The organism is Mesorhizobium sp. M1295, from assembly GCF_040318135.1.
Taxonomy (GTDB): Bacteria; Pseudomonadota; Alphaproteobacteria; order Rhizobiales; family Rhizobiaceae; genus Mesorhizobium.
This window is the reverse complement of sequence record NZ_JAMYLU010000003.1, coordinates 197,977-218,902: the sequence shown is the minus strand read 5'-3', so window position 1 is coordinate 218,902 and position 20,926 is coordinate 197,977. Positions and strand designations below refer to the sequence as shown.

18 protein-coding genes, 1 tRNA gene and 2 pseudogenes are annotated in these 20,926 nt (G+C 62.1%); 8 read left to right on the top strand and 13 right to left on the bottom strand.

The features are described 5' to 3' along the window. Positions 1-203 precede the first annotated feature (203 nt). On the top strand, positions 204-1,691 hold the full coding sequence (locus NKH29_RS06350) for a sensor histidine kinase (RefSeq protein ID WP_023718217.1): 1,488 nt from the start codon (positions 204-206) through the stop codon (positions 1,689-1,691). Positions 1,692-2,016: 325 nt separating this feature from the next. Further along, positions 2,017-2,093: transfer RNA gene (locus NKH29_RS06345), tRNA-Arg, on the top strand. A gap of 205 nt (positions 2,094-2,298) precedes the next feature. On the opposite strand, the gene NKH29_RS06340 is transcribed toward NKH29_RS06345, so the two are convergent. From NKH29_RS06340 to NKH29_RS06320, 5 genes are all read right to left on the bottom strand, one after another. Further along, entirely contained in the window at positions 2,299-3,513 is a 1,215-nt protein-coding gene (locus NKH29_RS06340; protein WP_352999217.1) for an arabinose transporter, read from the bottom strand. A 60-nt stretch (positions 3,514-3,573) separates the two neighbouring features. Beyond that, positions 3,574-4,350, bottom strand: a complete 777-nt coding sequence (locus NKH29_RS06335; protein WP_502900404.1) for a carboxymuconolactone decarboxylase family protein — start codon at positions 4,348-4,350, stop codon at positions 3,574-3,576. Positions 4,351-4,377: 27 nt separating this feature from the next. Further along, entirely contained in the window at positions 4,378-4,737 is a 360-nt protein-coding gene (locus tag NKH29_RS06330) for a (R)-mandelonitrile lyase (RefSeq protein WP_352640273.1), read from the bottom strand. A gap of 205 nt (positions 4,738-4,942) precedes the next feature. Beyond that, positions 4,943-5,413, bottom strand: coding sequence for a cyclophilin-like fold protein (locus NKH29_RS06325; RefSeq protein WP_352790302.1), 471 nt, complete (start codon positions 5,411-5,413; stop codon positions 4,943-4,945). Positions 5,414-5,487: 74 nt separating this feature from the next. After that, positions 5,488-6,603, bottom strand: coding sequence for an alpha/beta hydrolase (locus NKH29_RS06320; RefSeq protein WP_352640272.1), 1,116 nt, complete (start codon positions 6,601-6,603; stop codon positions 5,488-5,490). Positions 6,604-6,997: 394 nt separating this feature from the next. Between NKH29_RS06320 and NKH29_RS06315 the strand changes: the two are divergent. Continuing rightward, positions 6,998-7,898, top strand: a pseudogene (locus NKH29_RS06315) (LysR family transcriptional regulator). 744 nt (positions 7,899-8,642) lie between these two features. Beyond that, positions 8,643-8,957 carry an antibiotic biosynthesis monooxygenase family protein gene (locus NKH29_RS06310; RefSeq protein WP_352484312.1) on the top strand — a complete coding sequence of 105 codons (315 nt, stop codon included), beginning with the start codon at positions 8,643-8,645 and terminating at the stop codon, positions 8,955-8,957. 46 nt (positions 8,958-9,003) lie between these two features. Here NKH29_RS06310 and NKH29_RS06305 read toward each other — a convergent pair. Together NKH29_RS06305 and NKH29_RS06300 are read right to left on the bottom strand one after the other, a co-directional pair. Next, a pseudogene (locus NKH29_RS06305) lies at positions 9,004-10,145 on the bottom strand (alpha-hydroxy acid oxidase). Between the two features lie 78 nt (positions 10,146-10,223). Next, positions 10,224-11,330 carry a LacI family DNA-binding transcriptional regulator gene (locus NKH29_RS06300; protein ID WP_031193752.1) on the bottom strand — a complete coding sequence of 369 codons (1,107 nt, stop codon included), beginning with the start codon at positions 11,328-11,330 and terminating at the stop codon, positions 10,224-10,226. A 453-nt stretch (positions 11,331-11,783) separates the two neighbouring features. Here NKH29_RS06300 and NKH29_RS06295 point away from each other — a divergent pair, with 453 nt between their 5' ends. The 4 genes from NKH29_RS06295 to NKH29_RS06280 all read left to right on the top strand — a co-directional run bounded on the left by NKH29_RS06295 (position 11,784) and on the right by NKH29_RS06280 (position 16,105). Then, positions 11,784-12,746, top strand: coding sequence for a sugar-binding protein (locus NKH29_RS06295; protein WP_352484310.1), 963 nt, complete (start codon positions 11,784-11,786; stop codon positions 12,744-12,746). 113 nt (positions 12,747-12,859) lie between these two features. Then, complete coding sequence (locus NKH29_RS06290) at positions 12,860-14,404, top strand: sugar ABC transporter ATP-binding protein (RefSeq protein WP_352846938.1); 1,545 nt, start codon at positions 12,860-12,862, stop codon at positions 14,402-14,404. Between the two features lie 23 nt (positions 14,405-14,427). Next, positions 14,428-15,423 (top strand): ABC transporter permease, encoded by a 996-nt coding sequence (locus tag NKH29_RS06285; protein ID WP_023718226.1) that lies wholly within the window; start codon positions 14,428-14,430, stop codon positions 15,421-15,423. Positions 15,424-15,574: 151 nt separating this feature from the next. Further along, entirely contained in the window at positions 15,575-16,105 is a 531-nt protein-coding gene (locus NKH29_RS06280; protein WP_023718227.1) for a DUF2231 domain-containing protein, read from the top strand. Positions 16,106-16,195: 90 nt separating this feature from the next. On the opposite strand, the gene phnN is transcribed toward NKH29_RS06280, so the two are convergent. The 6 genes from phnN to iolE form a co-directional block, all read right to left on the bottom strand. Then, positions 16,196-16,825, bottom strand: a complete 630-nt coding sequence (gene phnN / locus NKH29_RS06275) for a phosphonate metabolism protein/1,5-bisphosphokinase (PRPP-forming) PhnN (protein WP_023718228.1) — start codon at positions 16,823-16,825, stop codon at positions 16,196-16,198. Further along, positions 16,822-17,961, bottom strand: a complete 1,140-nt coding sequence (locus NKH29_RS06270) for an alpha-D-ribose 1-methylphosphonate 5-triphosphate diphosphatase (protein ID WP_352999215.1) — start codon at positions 17,959-17,961, stop codon at positions 16,822-16,824. The genes phnN and NKH29_RS06270 overlap by 4 nt, the downstream gene beginning before the upstream one ends. Before the next feature lie 80 nt (positions 17,962-18,041). Further along, positions 18,042-18,749, bottom strand: coding sequence for a DUF1045 domain-containing protein (locus NKH29_RS06265; protein WP_023718230.1), 708 nt, complete (start codon positions 18,747-18,749; stop codon positions 18,042-18,044). A gap of 152 nt (positions 18,750-18,901) precedes the next feature. Continuing rightward, the gene (gene iolB, locus NKH29_RS06260; RefSeq protein WP_352484309.1) at positions 18,902-19,711 is read right to left on the bottom strand and encodes a 5-deoxy-glucuronate isomerase; all 810 of its coding nucleotides are present in this window, start codon (positions 19,709-19,711) and stop codon (positions 18,902-18,904) included. Between the two features lie 2 nt (positions 19,712-19,713). Then, on the bottom strand, positions 19,714-19,932 hold the full coding sequence (locus NKH29_RS06255; protein WP_023718232.1) for a DUF3329 domain-containing protein: 219 nt from the start codon (positions 19,930-19,932) through the stop codon (positions 19,714-19,716). A 42-nt stretch (positions 19,933-19,974) separates the two neighbouring features. Beyond that, the gene (gene iolE / locus NKH29_RS06250; protein WP_023718233.1) at positions 19,975-20,892 is read right to left on the bottom strand and encodes a myo-inosose-2 dehydratase; all 918 of its coding nucleotides are present in this window, start codon (positions 20,890-20,892) and stop codon (positions 19,975-19,977) included. Positions 20,893-20,926 lie beyond the last annotated feature (34 nt).

Below are 20,926 nucleotides of genomic sequence, written 5' to 3'. Positions count from 1 at the left end.
AAGGGTTTTGGAAGTCAATCCAGCCTGTCGGGCCGGCGTTGTCGGACTGGCAGGGAAGTCCTTGCGGCCCTTTGTCCGGCTTCGATCAAGGATGAATTTGGCAAAAAAGCCGCAATCGCCTAATCTCACCCGATCAAGCGATCGTGAAGACAAGCAGTCCTTAAGACAAGCAGCCGTGATGACAGGCAGCCGTGACGACGAGCATGAGTGAAGTCCCAGCAACCGACGAAAGCATCGCCGAGGCGAAGGCCGCCACCCGCAGGGTGCCCTTGGCGCGCGGCCTGTCGACCAAGTTGCTGCTGCTCACCATCGTCTTCGTGCTCTTGGCTGAAATCCTCATCTTCGTGCCCTGGATCGCCAGTTACCGGCTGAGTTGGCTGAAGGAGAGGCTGAGTACTGCCGCTGCTGTTTCCATCGTCCTGGTGCAGGGCGAACCTGCCTCGCTGTCGCGTGCCGCCCAGAACGACGTGCTGATGGCGATCGGCGCCAAGGCGATCGCGGTGCGCGACGGCGGCGTCTCGCGGCTGCTGGTCGTGGCCGAAATGCCGCCGCAGGTGGACGAGCATATCGATATCGCCAATGTCGGCATGATCAAGGGCATGACCGGCGCGCTGGACACGCTGTTTTTCGGCGGCAAGAGGATGCTGCGCGTTTTCGGGCCGGTCGGCGACAGCGACAAGGAGTTCGAGCTGATCATGCCCGACCACCGCCTGCGCAATGCCATGCTGATCTATTCGCGCAACGTCGCCTTCGTCTCGCTGCTGATTTCGCTGTTCACCGCCATGCTGGTCTACGCCGCGATAGACCTGATCATGATCGGCCCGATCAGGACGATGACGCGCTCGATGCTGTCCTTTTCCGAGGCGCCCGACGATCCCGGTCGCATCATTCACCCCGCCGCCCGGGCCGACGAGATCGGCGTCGCCGAACGCGAGCTGTCGCAGATGCAGGAGCGGCTGCAAAAGATGCTGACCGAGCAGAAGCACCTGGCCGATCTCGGCCTGGCCGTGTCGAAGATCAACCACGACATGCGCAACATCCTTGCCTCGGCGCAGCTGATGTCGGACCGCCTGCGCCAGGTAAAGGACCCGACTGTTCAGGCCTTCGCGCCAAAACTGCTGCGCGCGCTCGATCGCGCCGTGTCCTATTCGGAAGGCGTGCTGTCCTATGGCCGCACCCAGGAGCCGCCGCCGTCGCGTCGCAGGCTGCGGCTGCGCCAGTTGGTCGAGGACGTCCAGGGCCTGCTCGACATCGAATGCGGCATCGAATTCGTCAACGCCGTCGATCCGGTGCTCGAGGTCGACGCCGATTCCGATCAGCTGTTCCGCGTGCTCACCAATCTTAGCCGCAACGCCGTGCAGGCGATGGCGGCGGACACCGAGAGCGCCGTAGTGCGCCGCCTGACCATATCGGCCGAGCGCATCGGCAGCGTCAGCCGCATCGTCGTCACCGACACCGGCCCCGGCCTGCCGCCGAAGGCGCGCGAAAACCTGTTCGCGGCGTTTCGCGGCTCGGCCCGCAGCGGCGGCACCGGCCTTGGCCTGGCGATCGCCCATGAATTGATCCGCGCCCATGGCGGCACGGTGGAGCTGGTCGAAAGCATCGGCGGCCGCACCACATTCGCCGTCACCATTCCCGACCAGCCGGTCCGGCTCGACCAAGCCCGCAACGGCCTGCGCCGCCCGGCGTAACGAACCGTTTCGTTACGGACCGTTTCAATTCGCAAATGGTTGGTCCGGGACTAAGAGTCATCGGCTCGGCCGCCGTGCAACGGCTTGTTTCGTTACGGACCGTTCCGATTGGCAAATGACCGATCCAAGACGACGACCTATCGGCTCGGCCGCCGCGTGACGCGATCTTACCTTCGCCGGCCGGCGCATGACGGCAAAACGTGACGGCAAAACTTTTGGCCAGGATCGGCTTGCTTTTCGCAAATTCAGTCGCTAGGGAACAGCTCACATTCGCGGCCGGTCGCCAGGATCGGATCGCGGGGCTATGCAAAGCATGGCCTGTTGCGCGCCCGTAGCTCAGCTGGATAGAGCACCAGACTACGAATCTGGGGGTCAGGAGTTCGAATCTCTTCGGGCGCGCCAAATATCCACCGATCGCACGATATAGCCCGATTCCCATCAGACTACGCCCGCGCAAAGAGCGGGAGATAGTCCGCGAGCGAAAGGCGTAGAAACGGCGGCGTTAGGCGGTGGAAAAGGTCGAATCTCTCGGGTTGAATGGCTGATTTCTGATCAGCAGGCACGTGCCATATATCACTTGGGTGGCATGAGCCATTTCACTCTAAATCTACTTCGGTTGCGAACGTAGAAGGCCGCTGATTGCCGCGAAGTTTACCAATAAGACCTCTTTGCAGGCGCCCGTCGGCCTCGGTGCGTGCTGTAGGCTAAATACAAGGCAATGGCCGTCGTACAAAAGGTGACACCGGCGCTGATAAACGCTCAAACCTGCTCGATCGGCAGCCCATCCCAACGCCGGGCTTCCTAGAGCCATCGCGACATCGAGAAAGACCGTGTAGATGCCCATTGCCAGCCCGCGGCTTTCAGGCGAGGTGTCACGGACAGCCTCGACACCCAGACCGGGATAGACGAGCGAGTAGCCGAGTCCCGCGAGAGCGGCTCCGGCGGATGCCATCATCGTGCTTCGGGCCAATCCCATGAGGATCAATCCGGCCGCTTGCACCAGAACGAACACCAAGGCGATTCTCGCGCCGCCGAACTTATCCGGTAGATGGCCAAACATCATTCGCGCCACGATCAACGCCGCGCCAAAGGCAGTGAAGGCAAGCCAGACGGGCTGCCAGCCGTGATTGGCATAAAGGAGCGAGCTGAATGCGAGAATGGCGCAATAGCCGATGCTGCTAAGCGCCGCGCCAAGTCCGGGTAGCCAGACCGCTCCAATCACGCCGCCAAAAGTGGATCTCGTCCGTGCCGATAGGACAGGCGGACTCGGCGCTCGCAATAGGAACAGCAGAACGAGCAGTGGCGCCAAGGTCGTGATAAGGCCGATCGCCGCAAAGCCGTACGGTACAAAGAGCATCGTGCCGAGCGGACCGCCGAAGGCGAGCGCCGCGAACATGGCCGTGCCGACCCAGGCGATGACCTTCCCCGCATGGCCGGAATCGACCATTGCCAATCCCCAGCTCACGCCCCCGGTGATGATGAAGCTTTCGGCTCCACCGAGCACCGCACGTCCCACCAGAAGAATCGCAACAGAGAGGGTTGGCGAACTCACGAAGGTCAAGGACAGGAGATACAGCAATCCAGCACCGGCGGCGGCGATCAGGCCGAGGACGACGCTGCGTTTGCCGCCATTCGCATCCGAATAGGTGCCGGACCATATGCGCGTGACCAGAGACGCGGCAAATTGCGAGCCCGCAACCAGGCCGACGACGAAAGTTCCGAAGCCGAGATCCTGATTCACATGCAGCGGCAGCACCGGCAGGGCCGCGCCGATGACGAGGAAGCCGGCCAACACGGCCGCCATGATCGGCAGCAACGTCACGGCGGCTGAGGGCGGCGGTCTGGACGATGAGGGCAAAGGAGTCATCGCGACCAGCAGCGTTCAGTTGGCGGAGCGCTTCTCGAACACGGAGCGCGCAACAGCGGCTGCCGAGAAAGCGTTCGGCCATCCGGCGTAGTACGCGAGATGGCTGATGGCTTCGGAGGCTTCCATGCGCATCAGTCCATTATCCATCGCCCGGTTGAGGTGGTAGGGAATCTGCTCGACCTGGCCGGCCGAGATCAGGGCGCTGACCGTCACCAGACTGCGATCGCGCGGGGCGAGATCGGGCCGCAGCCACAGGTCGCGAAACAATACGTCGGTCGTATCCCTCACCAATCCCGGCGATGCCGGTCCTGTGCCTTGCGCGACGCGGGCGGCGCGATCGGCCTCGGCTTTTTCGTCCAGCGGCAGGAAATCAACCATGGCCTTGGGGAGCTGGTCGGGTCCGACACCGCGCGCCGCGAACACCTCCTTCGTGATGCCCGTCGCGGCAACCGCATTGCCCCAGCCGGCATAGAAGGCGAGATGCGTGATAATCTCTGAGATTTCGGCCGGCTTCACCCCATTGTCGAGTGCGAGATGCACCTGCTCCGGCAGGAGAATGTCCTGGTTGCGCGTGATCACGGCAGCGACAGTGACGATGCTGCGATCCCGCAGCGACAGGCCCGGCCTCTTCCAGAGGCCATTTGCAAGCTTCTCATCGGCGTAGCGCTCAAGCGCGGGCGAAACGGTTCGCACGTCTTCGCGAGACAGGCTGCCGGTCTGCGATCCGGTTTGCGCGGCGGTATCGACGGCTCCCATGGAAAGAGCGAGAGCCAGAACGGTCGAGGTTTTCATGATGAAGCCTTTCGTTCCGTTATCCCGTCAGCGGTATTGCTCGTCGGAAACAGGTTCGAGCCAGTCGACGTTCTTGCCGTCCTGCATGTAGCTCAAGGCGATATGCGCCATGGGGCTGATCGCGGTCGCTCCATGCCAGTGCTTCACGCCGGCCGGAATCCAGACCACATCGCCAGGATTGATGCCGCGCCGCTCCTTGCCGTCTTCCTGCACCCAGCCTTGACCGCTCGTGATGATAAGCATCTGGCCTGCCGGATGGGTGTGCCAGACCGTCCGCGCGCCCGGCGCGAAGTTCACCAGTCCAGTGCTCGCCCGCGTAATGTCGGTAGGCGGATAGAGCTGGCCGATGACCGCCTGCCCGGTGAAGTTGTCCGCCGTTCCGATCACGGCCCGGCGTGCCGCCGTTCGTACGGATTTCGATGGTCTCGGCCTCGGCCGGCATCAGGCCGGCCGTGCTGATTGCAGCGGCAGCGAGAATCTTCTTCATGTCGGTCTCCTTCTGCGTTTGCAGCTTCTTGCTGTTCTCGGTGAATGATGCGGGTTTTGTCCGACACCCGCGGCATTTGTGCTGATGCGCAGCGGCCTTCCAGGTTCAGGAAAGCATTTCGACGCGCAGCGGATATTCTCCGCGCATCAGAAGCGGCGCCGGTCCCTGGTCTAGTCGCCCGAGCCGGATCAGGCCGCGCGACCAGCGATAGAGACCATGAAACATCGCGAGATTGCCCCAGGGGGCGTAGTAGCAAAGATCGCCAGCTGCCTCGTTCCCGAAGCGACCGCTGCCTTCCTCGGTGAGCTTGCGCGGCAGATAGGCGATCTTCTCGTTGGACGAATAGTCGTCGATCGTCAGGTCCAGCGGCAGCATCGAGACCAGATCGTGCGCTGAAGGATTGTTCTCCAGCGTCGCCGTGAAATCCTGATCTGCAAAAACAAATCTCAGGCGCATTGGGGCTCCTTTCGTACCCGGGGTTGTAGAGGTCTGAGAGCGCACCGAAGAGGGAAGCGCGAAGCTGGCAGCACCTGCCAGCAAGGTGCGGCGTGAAAGCCATGCGGCGTCGCGTGTCATTTAAGGTTTCCCAATCGGTGCGGCCATGTCCATTGCTCCGGCACACGGCCGCACCCTTCGATGCTACGGCCCTGTTATGCAGCCAGATGCTGACCGAAGAAGCTGGTAAGCCTGTCGAACGGAATCAGGTCCACACGGTCGTAGAGATCGACGTGACCGGCGCCCTGGACCCAAACCAGTTCCTTCGGCTCGGCTGCCAGTCTGTAGGCTTCCTCGCTGAATTCCTTCGAATGCGCCTGATCGCCGCTGATGAACAGCATCGGGCGCGGCGAGATCGTCTCGATATCGTTGAACGGGTAGAAGTTCATGAACTTGACGTTGCTGGTCAGCGTCGGCTTGGTCGTTATCTGGTCGGAGACACCCGCCGGGGTAAACTCTCCGCGGGATGTCCGATAGAAATCGTAGAACTCACGCTGGATGGGGTGCGTCGACGCGGTCAGTTCGAGATCAGTTCCGCCCGTATGCTGGATCTGGCCGCCTTCGAATTCGGAGTAGCGCTGCTCGGCGGCCGCCGCGATGATCTGCTTGCGTTGCTCGACGCTTAGCGAGTGATTGAGTGCGTTTCGGTTCGCCGCGCCCATGTCATACATGCTGACCGTGGCGATGGCGCGCATGCGCGGGTCGATCTTGGCGGCGCTGATGACGAAGCTGCCGCTGCCGCAGACACCAATCGCGCCGATGCGATTGCGGTCGACGAACGCGCGTGTTCCAAGGAAATCCACCGCTGCGCTGAACGCTTCTGCATAGACATCCGGCGAAACGATCTGACGGGCTTCGCCTTCGCTCTCGCCCCAGAAGGGCAGGTCGATCGCCATGGCGATGAAACCCTGCTCGGCCATCTTGGTGGCATAGAGGGTCGCGCTTTGCTCTTTCACCGCGCCCATTGGATGGCCGACGACGATGGCCGGATGACGTGCATTGCGGTCAAGGTTCTTGGGAACGAGCAGATTCCCCGCGACATTCATCTGGTATTGGCTCTTGAAGGTGACTTTCTGCAGCGTCACCTGATCGCTCGTATAGAAATTGTTTGCACCGTTGGACATGTCTTGAGCCTTTGCGAAGGTTAGGTTTCCAAGTGACATCGCGCCGAATGCGGCGATGCCTGTTCCGGTCAGCTTCATCAACTCACGCCGGTGGATGTTTCGGGCGGGGGCTTTCTGGTTTGTTGCGTCAGGGATGTTCGTAGGCATCTATGATCTCCTGCAAGGTTAGAGTGGATTTGAGATTGGCCGATCCTGCTGGTCATTCAGGCTTGAGCAGACGCGGCCCATTGCCGGCCAGAATCACGCTGCCGACGAACGCGGCGAAGATTGACATGCCAGCCAGCAGCAGCCCGCCGACCACGGCACCGAGCAGTGGTGATGACCATGCTCGCAGCCACCGCGAAGAGGCCGCTGATCGAAATCGCCTGTCCGGTTGCTACCTGCATCTGCTGTGGCGGCGATCGCCATATGGTTCGGTCCCGCTGAATTGTTGCAATGCAAACCTAGTGGTTTTGCCATAAAACGATTACCCGTCGAAATTGGCATGAACTAATCGACTACGTCGAATAATCTGTTGCGAGATGGCAAACGAAGGAAGCTCATGGCCAGAACCGATCTCAACCAATTGACGTGGTTTCAGGCCGTCGCAGAAGAGCGCAGCTTCACCAAGGCAGCGGCAAAGCTCGGCGTCGCGCAATCGACGCTCAGCCACACGATCAAGCAGCTCGAAACACGCATGGGCATACGCCTTCTGACCCGCACGACGCGTAATGTCGCGACGACCTTTGCGGGCGAAAGGCTGCTACAGACGATCACCCCGCGCATTGGTGAAATCGAAGACGAGATCGCAGCGCTGATGGCGTTCCGCGAAAAGCCGTCAGGCTCGATCAGGTTGACCCTGTCCGACCACGCGCTCGAAAGCGTGGTCTGGCCGAAGCTTAAGCCGGTCCTCAGCGCCTATCCCGACATCGGCGTCGAACTGATCCTGGACAGCACCTTCCGCAACATCGTCGAGGAAGGCTTTGACGCCGGTGTCCGGCTTGGAGAGAGCGTCGAGAAAGACATGATCGCGGTCCGCATCGGCCCGGACTGGCGCCTGGTCGCCGTGGCTTCGCCGCGATACTTCGCGGCGCACGGTGTGCCTGTCCATCCGCAGGACCTGATCCGCCATGTCTGCATCAACATGCGCCACGAGACCGCCGGCGGTCTTTATGCCTGATGCCTGGGAATTCGAGAAGGATGGACAGGCGCTGCGTGTCCGTGTGGACGGTCAACGTACCTTCAACAACACCTACGCCATGATCGACGCCGCGGTGAGTGGCTATGGTATCGCCTATGTTCCCGAGAACATCGTGGAGCGGCACGTCGCCTCAGGGTTGCTGGTGCAGGTCCTCGACGACTGGTCGCCCTTCTTCGATGGCTATTTCCTCTATTATCCTAGCCGCCGCCAAAACCTTCCTGCGTTCAAGATTATTGTCGACGCATTGCGGCATCGGGAATGAAGAGAGAGGATCTAAACCCGCGCGATTGGCTCACGTCCATTTGGGAGTGTTCTAGAGGCAATAGGCAGAGTTCTCATCATCGCCCCGATGCGGCGCCATTAAACTCATGCCCACCCCGGGAACATAGGTAACAGAATCTATCGCCTGCGGCCGGAAGATCGCGAGGAGTGAGCGCCATCCCTGCCAAAAGAGCGGTGTCGGCTGAAGCTGCTCAGTCGGCCTGCTTGACCTCCGGACCTGGTTCAGTTGGCGGAACTGGCGTGCAATCTTGGCCGGTGCATTCCTGCACAGGATCGTTCGCCGGCGGGAGACAGTTTTGGCCTTCACAATGAACGGGCGGCTGCACTGTGGCGGCTTCGTTGTTCGGCGGCACAGGCCGATCCTCAGCGCGAACAGCCGGCATTCCAAGGTCGATCATGGCCGTGCACAAGAGCGCAATCCGAAGCACGTTCATTTTCGCCTCCGCAACTGACAGCGAGACGCAGATTATACCTTCGAACTGCGGCCAACATCCTGTCACCCGCGAACGGCGTTAACAGCGCGTTTCATTGCCGGTCGGAAGGGCGTACCGATTGAGATCGAGCGTCGTCCTCTACCTGGCAAAATAGCGCCAGAAACGGGGCATTCGGCAGGAGGTGACTGAAGCCAACCTTCCGATTTTCCTGTACACGTGTTCGAAGGGTTTGAGTGCCTTAGGCCTTTCGCATATTCGAGCTTCTTCAGGTCTTTCACGGGGGAACGTACATGACGGCGTTCAACAGCGTCCGCTTCCAGGTCAAGCCGGGTAGTGAAGACGAATTCGTCGAACTGTTCAGCAGCGCTCCGCGCAACTTCGAGGGATTGCGAAAAATGGCTCTCATCAAATCGGGAGATGGCGCCTTCTTCTCGATTGGAGAGTGGGACACTTTCCAGCACATGGTCGATGCCAGGCCCACAATGCTCGGCAATCTTGATCGGTTCCGGCATACGTTGCAGCAGCTTGAAGGCGGATATACGGATGCTGTTTCCGGCGAGGCCGTCTTCGACACGGACGGCAGGAGCGGCGGCCGGTCGGTATAGTGTTCGCACTTCGAAAAGCTTATGCCGTGCGCCACTTCCGGCTGCCTCACCTAAACCGCACATTCCCCCTGGAAAGCTCTGCCACCGACCTGCATCCCATCAGCCGCATGTCGCGTTCGATCTCGGTTCGCATCAGGCCGAGCGCCCGTTCGACGCCGGCCTGTCCGGCCGCTGCGAGCGGGAAGAGGTAGTAGCGCCCGAGGCCGACGGCCTTGGCGCCCAGCGACAGAGCTTTCAGGACATGCGTGCCGCGCTGGACGCCTCTGTCGATGATCACGTCGATCCTGTCGCCCACCGCGTCGACGATCTCTGACAGCTGGTCGAAGGGACTGCGCGAGCCGTCCAACTGCCTGCCGCCATGATTTGACAGAACGATGCCGGTGCAGCCGATGTCGACGGCCTTTCTGGCATCGGCAACGCTCATGATTCCCTTCAGGCAAAACTGGCCGTTCCAGAAGCGGACCATGTCTTCGACGTCCTTCCAATCCAGCGACGGGTCGAGGATCTCCGTGAAATAGCGGCTGATGGAAAGCGCTCCGCCACCGAGATCGATATGGCCGTCCAACTGCGGCAGGCTGAACTTTTCGTGCGTCAAATAGTCGATGGCCCATCTCGGCTTGATCGCAAACTGCATCATGCCGCCGAGCGTAAGCCGAAAGGGGATGGAAAAGCCGGTCCGCAGGTCACGCTCGCGGTTTCCGCCGGTGACGCTGTCGACCGTCAGCATCATCACCTCGACGCCGGACGCCTTGGCGCGCTCCATCATGGCGCGGTTCAGGCCGCGATCCCTGTGGAAATAGAACTGATAGACCTGCGGCGTCCTGTGCTTGCGGACTTCCTCCAGGCTGACCGTGCCGAGCGACGAGACGCCGAACATCGTCCCGAACTTCTCCGCCGCCGCGGCGACGGCGCGCTCGCCGCTATGGTGAAACAGCCGCTGGAGAGCCGTCGGCGAACAATAGACCGGCATCGCCAGTTTCTGGCCCATGACGGTGACCGACATGTCGATCTGCCCGACACCGGCAAGCACGTTTGGGACGAGGTCGCAGTCCTCGAACGCAGCCGTGTTGCGCCGCAGCGTCGTCTCGTCGTCCGCGCCGCCATCGATATAGTCGAAGATCGGTCCTGGCAGGCGCTGTCTGGCCAGCCTGCGAAGTCCTGAAAATTATAGCAGCTTTGCAACCTCATAGGGCTCAATCGGATCTATGCGGGGCGCGATGTCAAGCCTATGCAATTGTCGATCGCCGACTATTCCGCCGCCTCGCGTCAGCCCGCCACCGCGCCAACCGACTCCCGCTCCACCAGCGGGCATTCGAGCTTGGTGATGGGATGGCGGCCACGACCGGGAGGGGCGGGGACTTCCAGCTGCTCGATCGCCCATTGCCCCATCGCCATATGCGGCAGGATCGACGTCGTCAGCGGCGGGAACAGATGGCGCGCGATCTCCTCGTCGTCATAGCCGACCACCGAAATATCCTGGGGGATGTGCAGGCTGGCCTCCTTCAGCGCCTCGTAGCAGCCGATCGCAGTGCGGTCGTTCTGGCAGAAGATGGCGGTCGGCCGGTCTTTCAGCGCCAGTAGCTTGATGGTCGCGGCATAGCCGGCGCTCGCCGACCAATCGCCTTCGACGACCAAGGCCGGGTCGAACGGGATGTCGGCTGTCGCCAGCGCCCGGCGGTAGCCCTTCAGCCGGTCCTGCGCCGCCTGCATCCATGGCTCGCCGGTGATGGTGGCGATACGGCGATGGCCATGGCTGATCAGGTGCCGGGTCGAGCTCTGGCCGCCGGCGATCTCGCTCGGCACCACGGCGGGGAAGGCATAGTCGGCGGTGTAGCAGTTGAGCAGGATGACCGGAATGTCGAGGCCGTAGAGATACTCCGGCGCGACGATCTCGCGGGTGAAGATGGTCATGTAGATCAGCGCCGAAATGCCCTGCTTGGTCAGCGCCGCGATGGCCCGGGGCTCCATCACCTCGTCGCCCATGGTCTGCGCCACCAAAAGTACATTGCCAGCGTTCCACGAGGCTTGCCGCGCCCCTTCAATGGCGACGACCGCCTCCGGGCTGGTCGCCAATTGGTCGACGGCGAAGCCGATCACGCCATCCAGCCCGTCAAAAGCGGCAACCGGCGCTCGCAGGGCGGAAAACACCGGCGGCGCATAACTGAGGGCCCGCGCCGCCTCTATCACCCGCTCACGAGTTTGCTGCGATAGCCTGATGCCCGGCGTGTTGTTGAGGACGAACGAAACCGTCGCCTGCGAACAACCGGCGGCCCTGGCGATGTCGGTCATGGTAACGCGGCCTCTGGGGTTTTTCCCGGACGGCTTGCGCCGCCTTGTACCCTCAAGGACGGGATCGCGCAGTGGTTCGTTCATGTCATTCGTCCCTCAAATCTCGCATTTGTAAGGTAAAGCGATGCTAATAGATATAAGTGCCGTCTTAAGTGATTTAGTCGCGAATCCGACGTGACAGCGCATTGGGAGGCTCCTTTCTTGTGAGAATCCCGATTAAACTAATACTCTTTACTAATATCCGGCGGCCCTATAACGTCAATCCATCATGCTCGGACGAACATCGAACCCGCGCATGTTCGGAACGTAAGCCAGCCTAGTGGCGGACAGTTCCCGTCAACCGAAGCTCGCCTGCCGTTTCGAGGAAATGTCAGACAAATCGGACTATTTACGAACGACGAATGAGTCTCTAAAGTCGACGATCGCGGCTGGAATGGCGTCGTTCTTCGCTGCCGGAACCCTGAGGAGGAGGGCGTCCAAGCCGCGCCGGCACGTTCATCATCAGCGAAAATTACTGAGTCAAATGGGAGGTTGAATATGAAATCTGCGATACGAAATGCGTCCGTCGCCGCTGCGGCCCTGCTGCTCGGCCTGTCCGTGAGCGCAATTGCGCGGGCCGACGACAAGCCGACACTGGCCTTCGTCGTCAACGGCGCTTCCGATTTCTGGAAGGCTGCCGAAGCCGGGGTCAAGAAGGCTCAAGGCGAATTGCCCAATTACAATCTAGAACTCAAATATCCGGAGCAGTCCTCGGTCGCCATCCAGCAGCGCCTGATGGACGATCTGGTGACGGCCGGTGTTAAGGCGATCATGGTCTCGGCCGTCGATCCCAAGACGTCGACCGACGGGCTGAACAAGATCGCCTCGGAAACGGCGTTGTTCACCACCGACAGCGATGCACCGCAGACCAAGCGTGTCGCCTATATCGGCTCGTCCAATGTCGATGCCGGCAAGCAGGCGGCAGAGATTGCCAAGAAGGCGATGCCAGATGGCGGCAAATGCCTCGGCTTCGTCGGCCTGCTCGGCGCCGACAATGCCAAGGAACGCATCCAGGGCATGAAGGACGGCCTCGCCGGCACCAAGATCGAACTGGTCGACGTGCGTGGCGACGATATCGACCAGGCCCGCGCTAAGAAGAACGTCGAGGACGCGCTGGTCGCCAGCCCCGACGTCACCTGCATGGTCGGCTTCTATTCCTACAACACGCCGCGTATCTATGAGGCGCTGCGCGATGCCGGCAAGCTCGGCCAGATCACCGTCGTTGGCTTCGACGACGATCCGATCACGCTGGGCGGCGTCAAGGAAGGCACCGTCGCCGCCACCGTCGTGCAGCAGCCCTTCGAATGGGCCTATCAGGGCATGAAGCTGATGGCCGCCTATCTCGAAGGCAACAAGTCGGGCGTTCCCGCCGATGGACTGATCATCATCCCGACCAAGATCATCGGCAAGGACGATGTCGACGCCTACGCCGCCAGCCTCAAGGCGATGTCTGGAAACTGAGCAAACTAGGTTGCGCCGGCTCAAGGTGCGCCTTGAGCCGGCGTTCTATTGACGGGCCTCGCGAGGCCCGTCAGTCTGAGTCCAAAACGGCTCACCGGCTGCTGTCAGGCGTGATGAATTATTCCGACCCATCCATCGTTGCATCCACGGACGCTCCGTTCCTGAGCCTCAACGGTGTGCGCAAGACCTATCCCGGCGTTGTCGCGCTGGACGGGTTCTCGATCGAGGTCAGGCCCGGCGAGGTCATCGGCCTGGTCGGCGAAAACGGCGCCGGCAAATCGACGCTGATGAAGATCCTCGGCGGCGTCACCAGGCCGGACACCGGCACCATCATTGTCGATGGCGCCGCCCATGACGGGCTGACTGTCGAGGCCAGCATCGGTTCGGGCATCGCCTTCGTCCACCAGGAACTCAACCTGTTCGAAAACCTCGACGTTGCCGCCAATATCTTCTTCGGCCGCGAACCGCTGCGCGCCGGCCCGCTCAAGCTGGTCGACCGCGCCAGGCTGCGAGCGCTGGCGGCGCCGCTGCTCAAACGCGTGGGCGCCAATTTCTCGGCCGATACGCCGGTATCGGCGCTGTCGCTGGCCCAGCAGCAAATGGTCGAGATCGCCAAGGCGCTGTCGATCAAGGCAAGGCTGGTTATCCTCGACGAGCCGACCTCGAGCCTGCCGATCGCCGAAACCGACAAGCTGCTTGGTGTCATCAAGGCGCTGAAGGCAGACGGCATCAGCGTCATTTTCATCTCACACCGCCTGCACGAGGTCGAGCGCGTCGCCGACCGCGTCGTCGTGCTCAGGGACGGCATGCTCGCCGGAACTTTGCCGAAGAGCGCCATCAATCACGACCAGATGGTCAAGCTGATGATCGGCCGCATGCTCAAGGAGAGGGAGAAGGCCGCAGAATCGGCGCGCCCGCCGGGCTCTGTCGCGCTGTCGGTCAAGGCCATTCGCACCGCCGCCTATCCCGACCGGCCCGTCGACCTCGACGTCAGGCATGGCGAGATCCTCGGCCTTGCCGGTCTCGTCGGCTCCGGTCGGACGGAGCTGGCGCGCGTGCTGTTCGGCATCGACAAGAGCTTTGGCGGCTCGTTCCAACTTGACGGAAAAGATCGGGTTCTTGGTTCGGCCGCGGACGCAGTGGCCAACGGTATTTTCCTCGTCCCGGAAGACCGCAAGCTGACCGGCATCCTGCTCGATCTGTCGATTGCCCAGAACATCTCGCTGCCCAATCTGCCGGCGCATTCGCGGCGCTCGCTGGTCTCGGCCAGCGCCGAGGCCGCCACCGCCGAGAAACAGAAGACCGATCTGGGCATCAGGGCGCCCTCCGTGCAGACGCGTACCGGCACGCTGTCGGGCGGCAACCAGCAAAAGGTCGTGCTGGCCAAATGGCTGGCGATGAAGCCGAAGGTGATGATCCTCGACGAGCCGACACGCGGCATCGACATTGGCGCCAAGGCCGAGATCTACGGGCTGATGCGGGCGCTGGCCGATGCCGGCGTCGCCGTGCTGATGATCTCCAGCGACATGGAGGAGGTGATCGGTGTTTCCGACCGCATCGCCGTCATGCATGAAGGCCAGATCTCCGGCATTCTCGACAAGGAACGGTTCAGCCAGGAAAACGTGCTGCTGCTGGCGGTCGGCAAGCAGCCGAAATAGTTCGCCGGCATTGGGAGACGACGATGAGCAAGAAAGATCTCGGCCTGCTGATCCTGATCCTGGCGGTCGGCGCGGTGGTAGCGATCATCAACCCGCGCTTCCTGCTGCCGATCAATCTCGCCAACACCTCGAACCTGATCGGGTTGTTCGGCATCCTGTCGATCGGCCAGGCTTTCGTCATCATCACCGGCGGCATCGAATTGTCGGTCGGCTCGGTGGTTGCGCTGCTCGGCGTGCTGTTCATCGACTTCATCGCCACGCGCGGCATGGCCTGGCCGGTCGCCCTGCCGCTGATCCTGGTGCTCGGCGGCATCATCGGGCTGGCGCATGGCTGGCTGATCACCCGGCTCAAATTGCAGCCTTTCGTGGTGACCTTGTGCGGCCTGCTGATCTATCGCGGCGTGGCGCGCTTCTATACCGCCGACGGCACCGCCGGCTTTGCCTTCGGACAGAACTTCCCGGAACTCGAGTTCCTGACGGCGGGGCGGTCCTGGGGCGTGCCGAACAGTTTCATCGCGCTGATCGTCATCGCCGTCGTCATGTGGGTGGTGCTGCACCGTTCGGTGTTCGGGCGATATCTCTACGCCATCGGCAAGAACGAGGAAGCGGCGAAATATTCCGGCATCCGCACCGGCCGCATCGTCATGGCCGCCTATGTCATCTGCGGCGTGCTGACGGCGCTGTCGGCTATCTATTTCGCCATGTACACACGCTCGATCTCGCCGGCGAGCCACGGCCAGTTCTACGAGCTCTACGCCATCGCGGCAGCGGTGCTCGGCGGCTTCTCGCTGCGCGGCGGCGAAGGCTCGCTGATCGGCGTCCTGCTCGGCACGGTGCTGCTGCAGGAGTTGCAGAACCTCGTCAACCTGCTCGGTATCCCGTCCTCGCTCAACTTCGCCGTGATGGGCGGGGTGATCCTCATCGGCGTTCTGGTCGACCAGCAATGGGGCGTGTTCAGGGCGCGGCGGCGGATGCTGGAAGCCACCCGCAAGGGCGTGGCGGGTGCTGCCGCGGAATGACGCAAAAATAGCTGGATGAAATACGCCGACTGCCATTGGCAGGCATGAAAAGGTCAGCCTGAGCTTCGCGACAGCAGTTCAGGTTAATCTCTATTTGGAACGAAACCCGTATCTGAGCGTTTATTTAAGCTTTGCTACGCGGAGGCGTCCCATGCCCATGAATCCAGTAAGTACCGCAAAGATAGGAACTCACCCCCTCCACCCGATGCTGATACCTTTTCCTGTCGCGTTTCTTGTCGGTGCCTTTGTCACCGACCTGGTTTTCTGGGGGACTGCCGACGCCTTCTGGGCACGGGCATCGATGTGGCTGATCGGGGCAGCTATCGTAATGGCGCTTCTCGCTGCGACAGCTGGTTTTATCGACTTCCTCAACGAGCCGCGCATTCGCGCCTTGTCCGACGCCTGGTACCACATGCTGGGCAACTTGACCGCGGTCGTTGTGGCTCTGATCAATTTCTACCTTCGCTATGCTCAAGGCGCCGAGGCCGCGGTCCGACCGTGGGGCGCGCTGTTGTCGTTCATAGTGGTCTGCATACTGCTGTTCACCGGCTGGAAGGGCTGGGAGATGGTCTATCGGCATCACGTTGCAGTTCTGGATACACCGGCGGATGCACCAGCGAAGCCTTCGACAACCACTAGCACGGATACTCATCACGCTGGTCGGGATCGGCACGCCGCATGAGGCCATGATCCCGAACAGTGGATACCGGTTTCCAAAAAGATATGGGTTAGACAAGTAGCGCCCATCCCGAATGCATCGGATGGGCGCGCCTTAGATGAGGCCCGACATGTCGGAGAAGGCCATGGCCTTGCGCAGCACCTCGGTGAAGCGCTCGCCGGCGGCTTCACGAGGGCCGCTATTGTCGATGGAGGTGACGCCCGGTCCGGACAGCGCCACATTGGCGCTGCGCGCCAGCCGTGCCAGCACTTCGCCGCGCGACTCGCGCCCGCGCAAGGCCAGCCGCTCGGCCAGGATCTCCGGTGCAGCCGTGATCTCGACGATAGCCAGATTGGCGTAGCGGTCCCGCAGCGTCGGGATGATCGCGCGCGAGACGTTGGCGATCGCGACACGGCCGTTGGAGACTGACCAGTCGACTTCGGCCGGGATGCCATAGCGCAGGCCATGCGCCTCCCAGGAAATCGCGAAGGCGCCATCCGCTTCGGCCTCGACGAAGGCAGCGTCGGCTAGCGTATCGTGATCCTCGGTGGCCGCATCGCTCGGCCGGGTGATCACCCGGCGAACGAACTCCAGTCGGCTCTCGTCGGCAAACATGGCGCGCGCATAGCCGATCACCGTGTCCTTGCCGGCACCGCTCGGTCCGACGACGGCGACGAAGACGCCGTCGCGGATTGGAAATCCCGCGGCGGACAATTCACGCTCGACCGATGCCGACACCATCATGCGACCCGCCGTCCCTGCCGCCACACCGTGCGGACAACCGGGACGTGATCGTCGACGCGCACGCGAACCAGATCGGCGCGCCGGCCGGGCTCGATGACACCGCGATCGGTGAGGCCGACAGCCTCGGCCGGGTTCTTCGACACCATCGCCACTGCCTGAGGCAACGAGATGCCCTCGACCACGTCGCCGAGGAAAAAGGCCGACTGGATCAGGCTGAACGGAATGTAGTCCGATGACAGGATATCGAGCAGGCCGTCGCCGGCCAGTGTGCGGGCCGAGACATTGCCCGAATGCGAAGCGCCGCGCATGACGTTCGGCGCGCCCATCAAAACGCCGAGCCCTGCCTCTTTCGAAGCCCGAGCCGCCTCCTCGGTGGTCGGGAACTCGGCGACACGGACGCCTTGCTCGATCGCTTCATCGACATGGCTGACGGTTGCGTCGTCATGGCTGGCGAGCACGATACCGCGCTCTTTGCACGCAGCGGCGATGAAGCTGCGGTTCGGGCTCGAGTTCTTCGCCGATTCCGCCATCCGCTTTTCGCAGAATTTCTGGAAATCGCGATCGGTCAGCTTCAGCTCGCGCTGGTAGTAATACGCATAGGTTTCGAGATCGACGAATTGCCGCTGTCCCGGCGCGTGGTCCATCAGCGACGCCAGCCTGACCCGCTCGTCGCCGTCGAAATTGGCGAAGGCTGTGAGGCAGTCCGGCGCCGAAACCTCGCAGCGCAGATGGATGAAATGGTCGGCCCTGAGCCGGTCCTGCTGGACGCTGTCCTCAATCGCCTCGGCCAGCTTGCGTATGTCGGCGGCCGTCAGGTCGGCGTCCTCGTCCATACCGACGCGCAAGGCGTCGAGCACGGTGGTGATGCCGGCGGTCGCCACCTGCGCGTCGTGGGCGAGCACCGCGGCGATCGGGTTCCAACGCACTTTCGGCCGTGGCGCGTAGTGGCCTTCGAGATGGTCGGTGTGGAGCTCGACCAGGCCAGGGATGATGAAGTCGCCGCCCATGTCCTCGCCGCTGCGGCCAGCGCGGGGAGCAATGTCGGCGATCACGCCGTCGCGCAGCACGATCGACCCTTCGACGATCTGGTCGGCAAGCACGATGCGGGCGTTGTCAAGAACGGTCTCGGCGGTCATTTCAGGCAGTCCTCGGAGCATTTTGCAGCCAACTGAAAATGGATTGGCGTCGCACAATGCGGTTAAAGGAAATAGTCATCTCAGGCAGTTCTTCTGGCCGGGCGGCGCCCGAGCGCGTGATGGGACAGCACCATGAACGGCGCACCCGGCTCAGTTTCGACAAACAGCGTCAGCGCGTCCACCGGCACCGGCCGTTGCAGCACGTCCGCAAACAGGCTGTCGATTGCTAGGCGAAGACGAGGGCTTTCCTGTGACGACACCCGGCCGGACAGGGTCATATGGAAACGAAACGTCTCGAAGACATAGGGGTAGCCCCATTGGCAGAGATTGCGGAACTCATCGGGCTTCAGCGAGTCGGGGCTGCGGCGTTCAATCTCCGCGTCTGTCAGCGGCGCGCGAAAGCGGTCGAAGCCGCGCACCACATCATCGGCGAAACGGTTGAGCCCCGGCAGCGGTGCTTCCGGCACGAGCGCGAAAAAGCTGTCGATCTGGCTGACGACGAGACGCGGGACCGTCACCACCGGCGTCGCCTCGGCAAAATCGTCGAGTGCGGCGCGAAGCGAGGCCTCCGTCTCGTTTGAAGCCAGCCGGAAGGGCGCCTTCAGCGTCGCATGAAAGCCGTAGCGGCGCGCCGAGGCGGTATGGAAGGCAACTTCCGCTGCCGACAACTCGCCCACCGCCTCGACCGGCCTCGTGGCGGCACCGAAGGGATCACGGCCGAGCCAATTGGCGGCGATCCGCGCCAGCGGTTCGTCCTGCAGGGGGGTGAAATAGATCGCGTAGCGCATCGAGGTTCCTCGTCAGCCCCGCTGCCATAGGCGATTTGCATGACGAAATGACGAAGCTTTGCAGCGTTTTCGGTAACAAAACGACACAGCCTGGTCATTAGCCGACGATTTTTTCGGCTTGGACCAGCGGTTGAGAAGCGAAGGGGAAACGGTCAGGCCATCAGCCATTCGTGCTCGGGCGCGTTGTGGAATTTCCACGTCCGCTTCGGTCCGGCCATGACGTTGAGATAATAGAGATCATAGCCGTGGCAGGCGGCGCAGGGGTGATAACCCTTGGGTACCAGCACGACGTCGCCGTCCTCGATCGCCATCGCCTCGTCGAGCGAACGAGAGCCGTTCTGGTCGGCATCGGTGTAGACGCGCTGGAAAGCAAAGCCCTGCGGCGGGTTGAGGCGGTGGTAATAGGTCTCTTCGAGATAGGATTCGGCCGGCAGATTGTCCTGGTCGTGCTTGTGCGGCGGATAGCTCGATGTGTGGCCGCCGGGCGTGATGACCTCGACCACCAGCAGGGAATCGGCCGGCTCGCCCTCCGGCAGGACGTTGGTGACGTAGCGCGTGTTGGTGCCTTTGCCGCGGGTCTCCTGGCCGAGATCCTTCGGCGCAATGATGCGGACCGGCAGACCGCCGCCAAGCCCCGGCGCCGAGCACACGGCGAGTTCGAGATCGGTATCGGCGCTCACCGACCACTCCGAGCCCTGCGGCACATAGACCGACCACGGCTTGCCCTCGAACGGCGACATGCGTTCGCCCAGGAGCCCGAGATCCTTGCCGCCGGCCTTGACCTTGCCCTTGCCGGTGACGAATACCAGACAGACCTCACGATCCGCGGTTTGCCCGGAAGCGGTGTCGCCGGGCCTCAGCCGATGCAGATCGAAGCCGACATAGGTCCAGCCGGCGTTTTGCGGCGTCACATGGGCTATGCGGCCGTGGCCCTTATTGGCTTTGACGAGCAGCTTCGACATGGTCATTCCTTCGGTTTGGCGTTTGCCGATGGCTTGTCTTCGTCGGCCGGTTTGTAGAGGTAGAAAAACTGCCAGACCGCATAGCCGGCGAAGCCGAGCGCGATCACGCCCCAGAACGGCGTGCCGGTAGCGAATTCGATCACCGACCAGACCAGGCAGACCGCGACAATGGCGACGCGCCGCCACAAAGGCCGGAAAAACGGGTGCTCGGAGTCTTTCATCGGATAAACGCCGGCATCGGGTCAGCCCTTCCTCGCGAACTCTCAAGCATTGGGAAAGCCCAGTGTCTCAACCGTATAGCCGGCCGCCGTCATCACCCGCATCAATTCCTTGTAGCCGACCTGTGCCATCTTGAGTGGCGGGTTCTTCTTCGGATCCTGCTCGGCCTCGACCACGAACCAGCCTTCATAGCCGTGGTTGGCGAGCCTCTGGACGATGGCGCCAAAATCCAGCGATCCATCTCCCGGCACGGTGAAGGCACCAAGTGCTACCGCGTCGAGGAAGGATTGCTTGTTGCGATCCAGCTTTTGGATCACCTGCATGCGTACGTCCTTGACATGCACGTGGTTGATGCGCCGGTGGTGGTTGTCTATCGCGCGCAGCACATCGCCGCCGGCAAAGGCCAGGTGACCGGCATCGAGCAGCAGCGGAATGCCCTCTCCCGAATAGCGCATGAAAGCGTCGAGCTCCGGCTCGGTCTCGATCACCGCCGCCATATGATGATGGTAGGAGAGCGGCATGCCTTGCCCGGCACACCATTCGCCGAACTCGGTTAGCCGCCTAGCGTAGGCTTTCATCTCATCGTCCGACAGCCTCGGCTTGATGGCAAGCGGTTTCGAGCGGTCGCCCTGGATGGAACGGCCGACTTCACCATAGACGATGCAGGGCGCATTCACCGCCTTGAACAGGTCGATCATCGGCTGGATACGAACCTTGTTCTTCGCCATGTCTTCGTCGACCAGCGTCCCGGAGAACCAGCCGCCGCACAGCGTCACGTCGGCCTCTTTCAGGATCGGCAGCATGATTTCCGGATCGTTGGGAAAGCGGCGGCCCATTTCCATGCCGGTAAAGCCAGCCGAGCGCGACTGGCGCAGGCACTCCTCCAGCGACACATCATCGCTGAGTTCGGCAAGATCGTCGTTCCACCATGCAATCGGGGACATGCCCAGTTTGGCTTTCAAGTCGTCACTCCAATTTCTGACATTCGAGGCGGCG

Excerpts from the sequence above, each read along its gene's own strand:
- NKH29_RS06335 (WP_502900404.1), bottom strand. The coding sequence starts at position 4,350 with ATGAAAACCTCGACCGTTCTGGCTCTCGCTCTTTCCATGGGAGCCGTC.
- NKH29_RS06350 (WP_023718217.1), top strand. The coding sequence starts at position 204 with ATGAGTGAAGTCCCAGCAACCGACGAAAGCATCGCCGAGGCGAAGGCC.
- NKH29_RS06310 (WP_352484312.1), top strand. The coding sequence starts at position 8,643 with ATGACGGCGTTCAACAGCGTCCGCTTCCAGGTCAAGCCGGGTAGTGAA.
- NKH29_RS06295 (WP_352484310.1), top strand. The coding sequence starts at position 11,784 with ATGAAATCTGCGATACGAAATGCGTCCGTCGCCGCTGCGGCCCTGCTG.
- NKH29_RS06300 (WP_031193752.1), bottom strand. The coding sequence starts at position 11,330 with ATGAACGAACCACTGCGCGATCCCGTCCTTGAGGGTACAAGGCGGCGC.
- NKH29_RS06320 (WP_352640272.1), bottom strand. The coding sequence starts at position 6,603 with ATGCCTACGAACATCCCTGACGCAACAAACCAGAAAGCCCCCGCCCGA.
- NKH29_RS06280 (WP_023718227.1), top strand. The coding sequence starts at position 15,575 with ATGCCCATGAATCCAGTAAGTACCGCAAAGATAGGAACTCACCCCCTC.
- NKH29_RS06325 (WP_352790302.1), bottom strand. The coding sequence starts at position 5,413 with ATGACACGCGACGCCGCATGGCTTTCACGCCGCACCTTGCTGGCAGGT.
- NKH29_RS06290 (WP_352846938.1), top strand. The coding sequence starts at position 12,860 with ATGAATTATTCCGACCCATCCATCGTTGCATCCACGGACGCTCCGTTC.
- phnN (WP_023718228.1), bottom strand. The coding sequence starts at position 16,825 with ATGATGGTGTCGGCATCGGTCGAGCGTGAATTGTCCGCCGCGGGATTT.
- iolB (WP_352484309.1), bottom strand. The coding sequence starts at position 19,711 with ATGTCGAAGCTGCTCGTCAAAGCCAATAAGGGCCACGGCCGCATAGCC.
- NKH29_RS06265 (WP_023718230.1), bottom strand. The coding sequence starts at position 18,749 with ATGCGCTACGCGATCTATTTCACCCCCCTGCAGGACGAACCGCTGGCG.
- NKH29_RS06285 (WP_023718226.1), top strand. The coding sequence starts at position 14,428 with ATGAGCAAGAAAGATCTCGGCCTGCTGATCCTGATCCTGGCGGTCGGC.
- NKH29_RS06270 (WP_352999215.1), bottom strand. The coding sequence starts at position 17,961 with ATGACCGCCGAGACCGTTCTTGACAACGCCCGCATCGTGCTTGCCGAC.
- NKH29_RS06255 (WP_023718232.1), bottom strand. The coding sequence starts at position 19,932 with ATGAAAGACTCCGAGCACCCGTTTTTCCGGCCTTTGTGGCGGCGCGTC.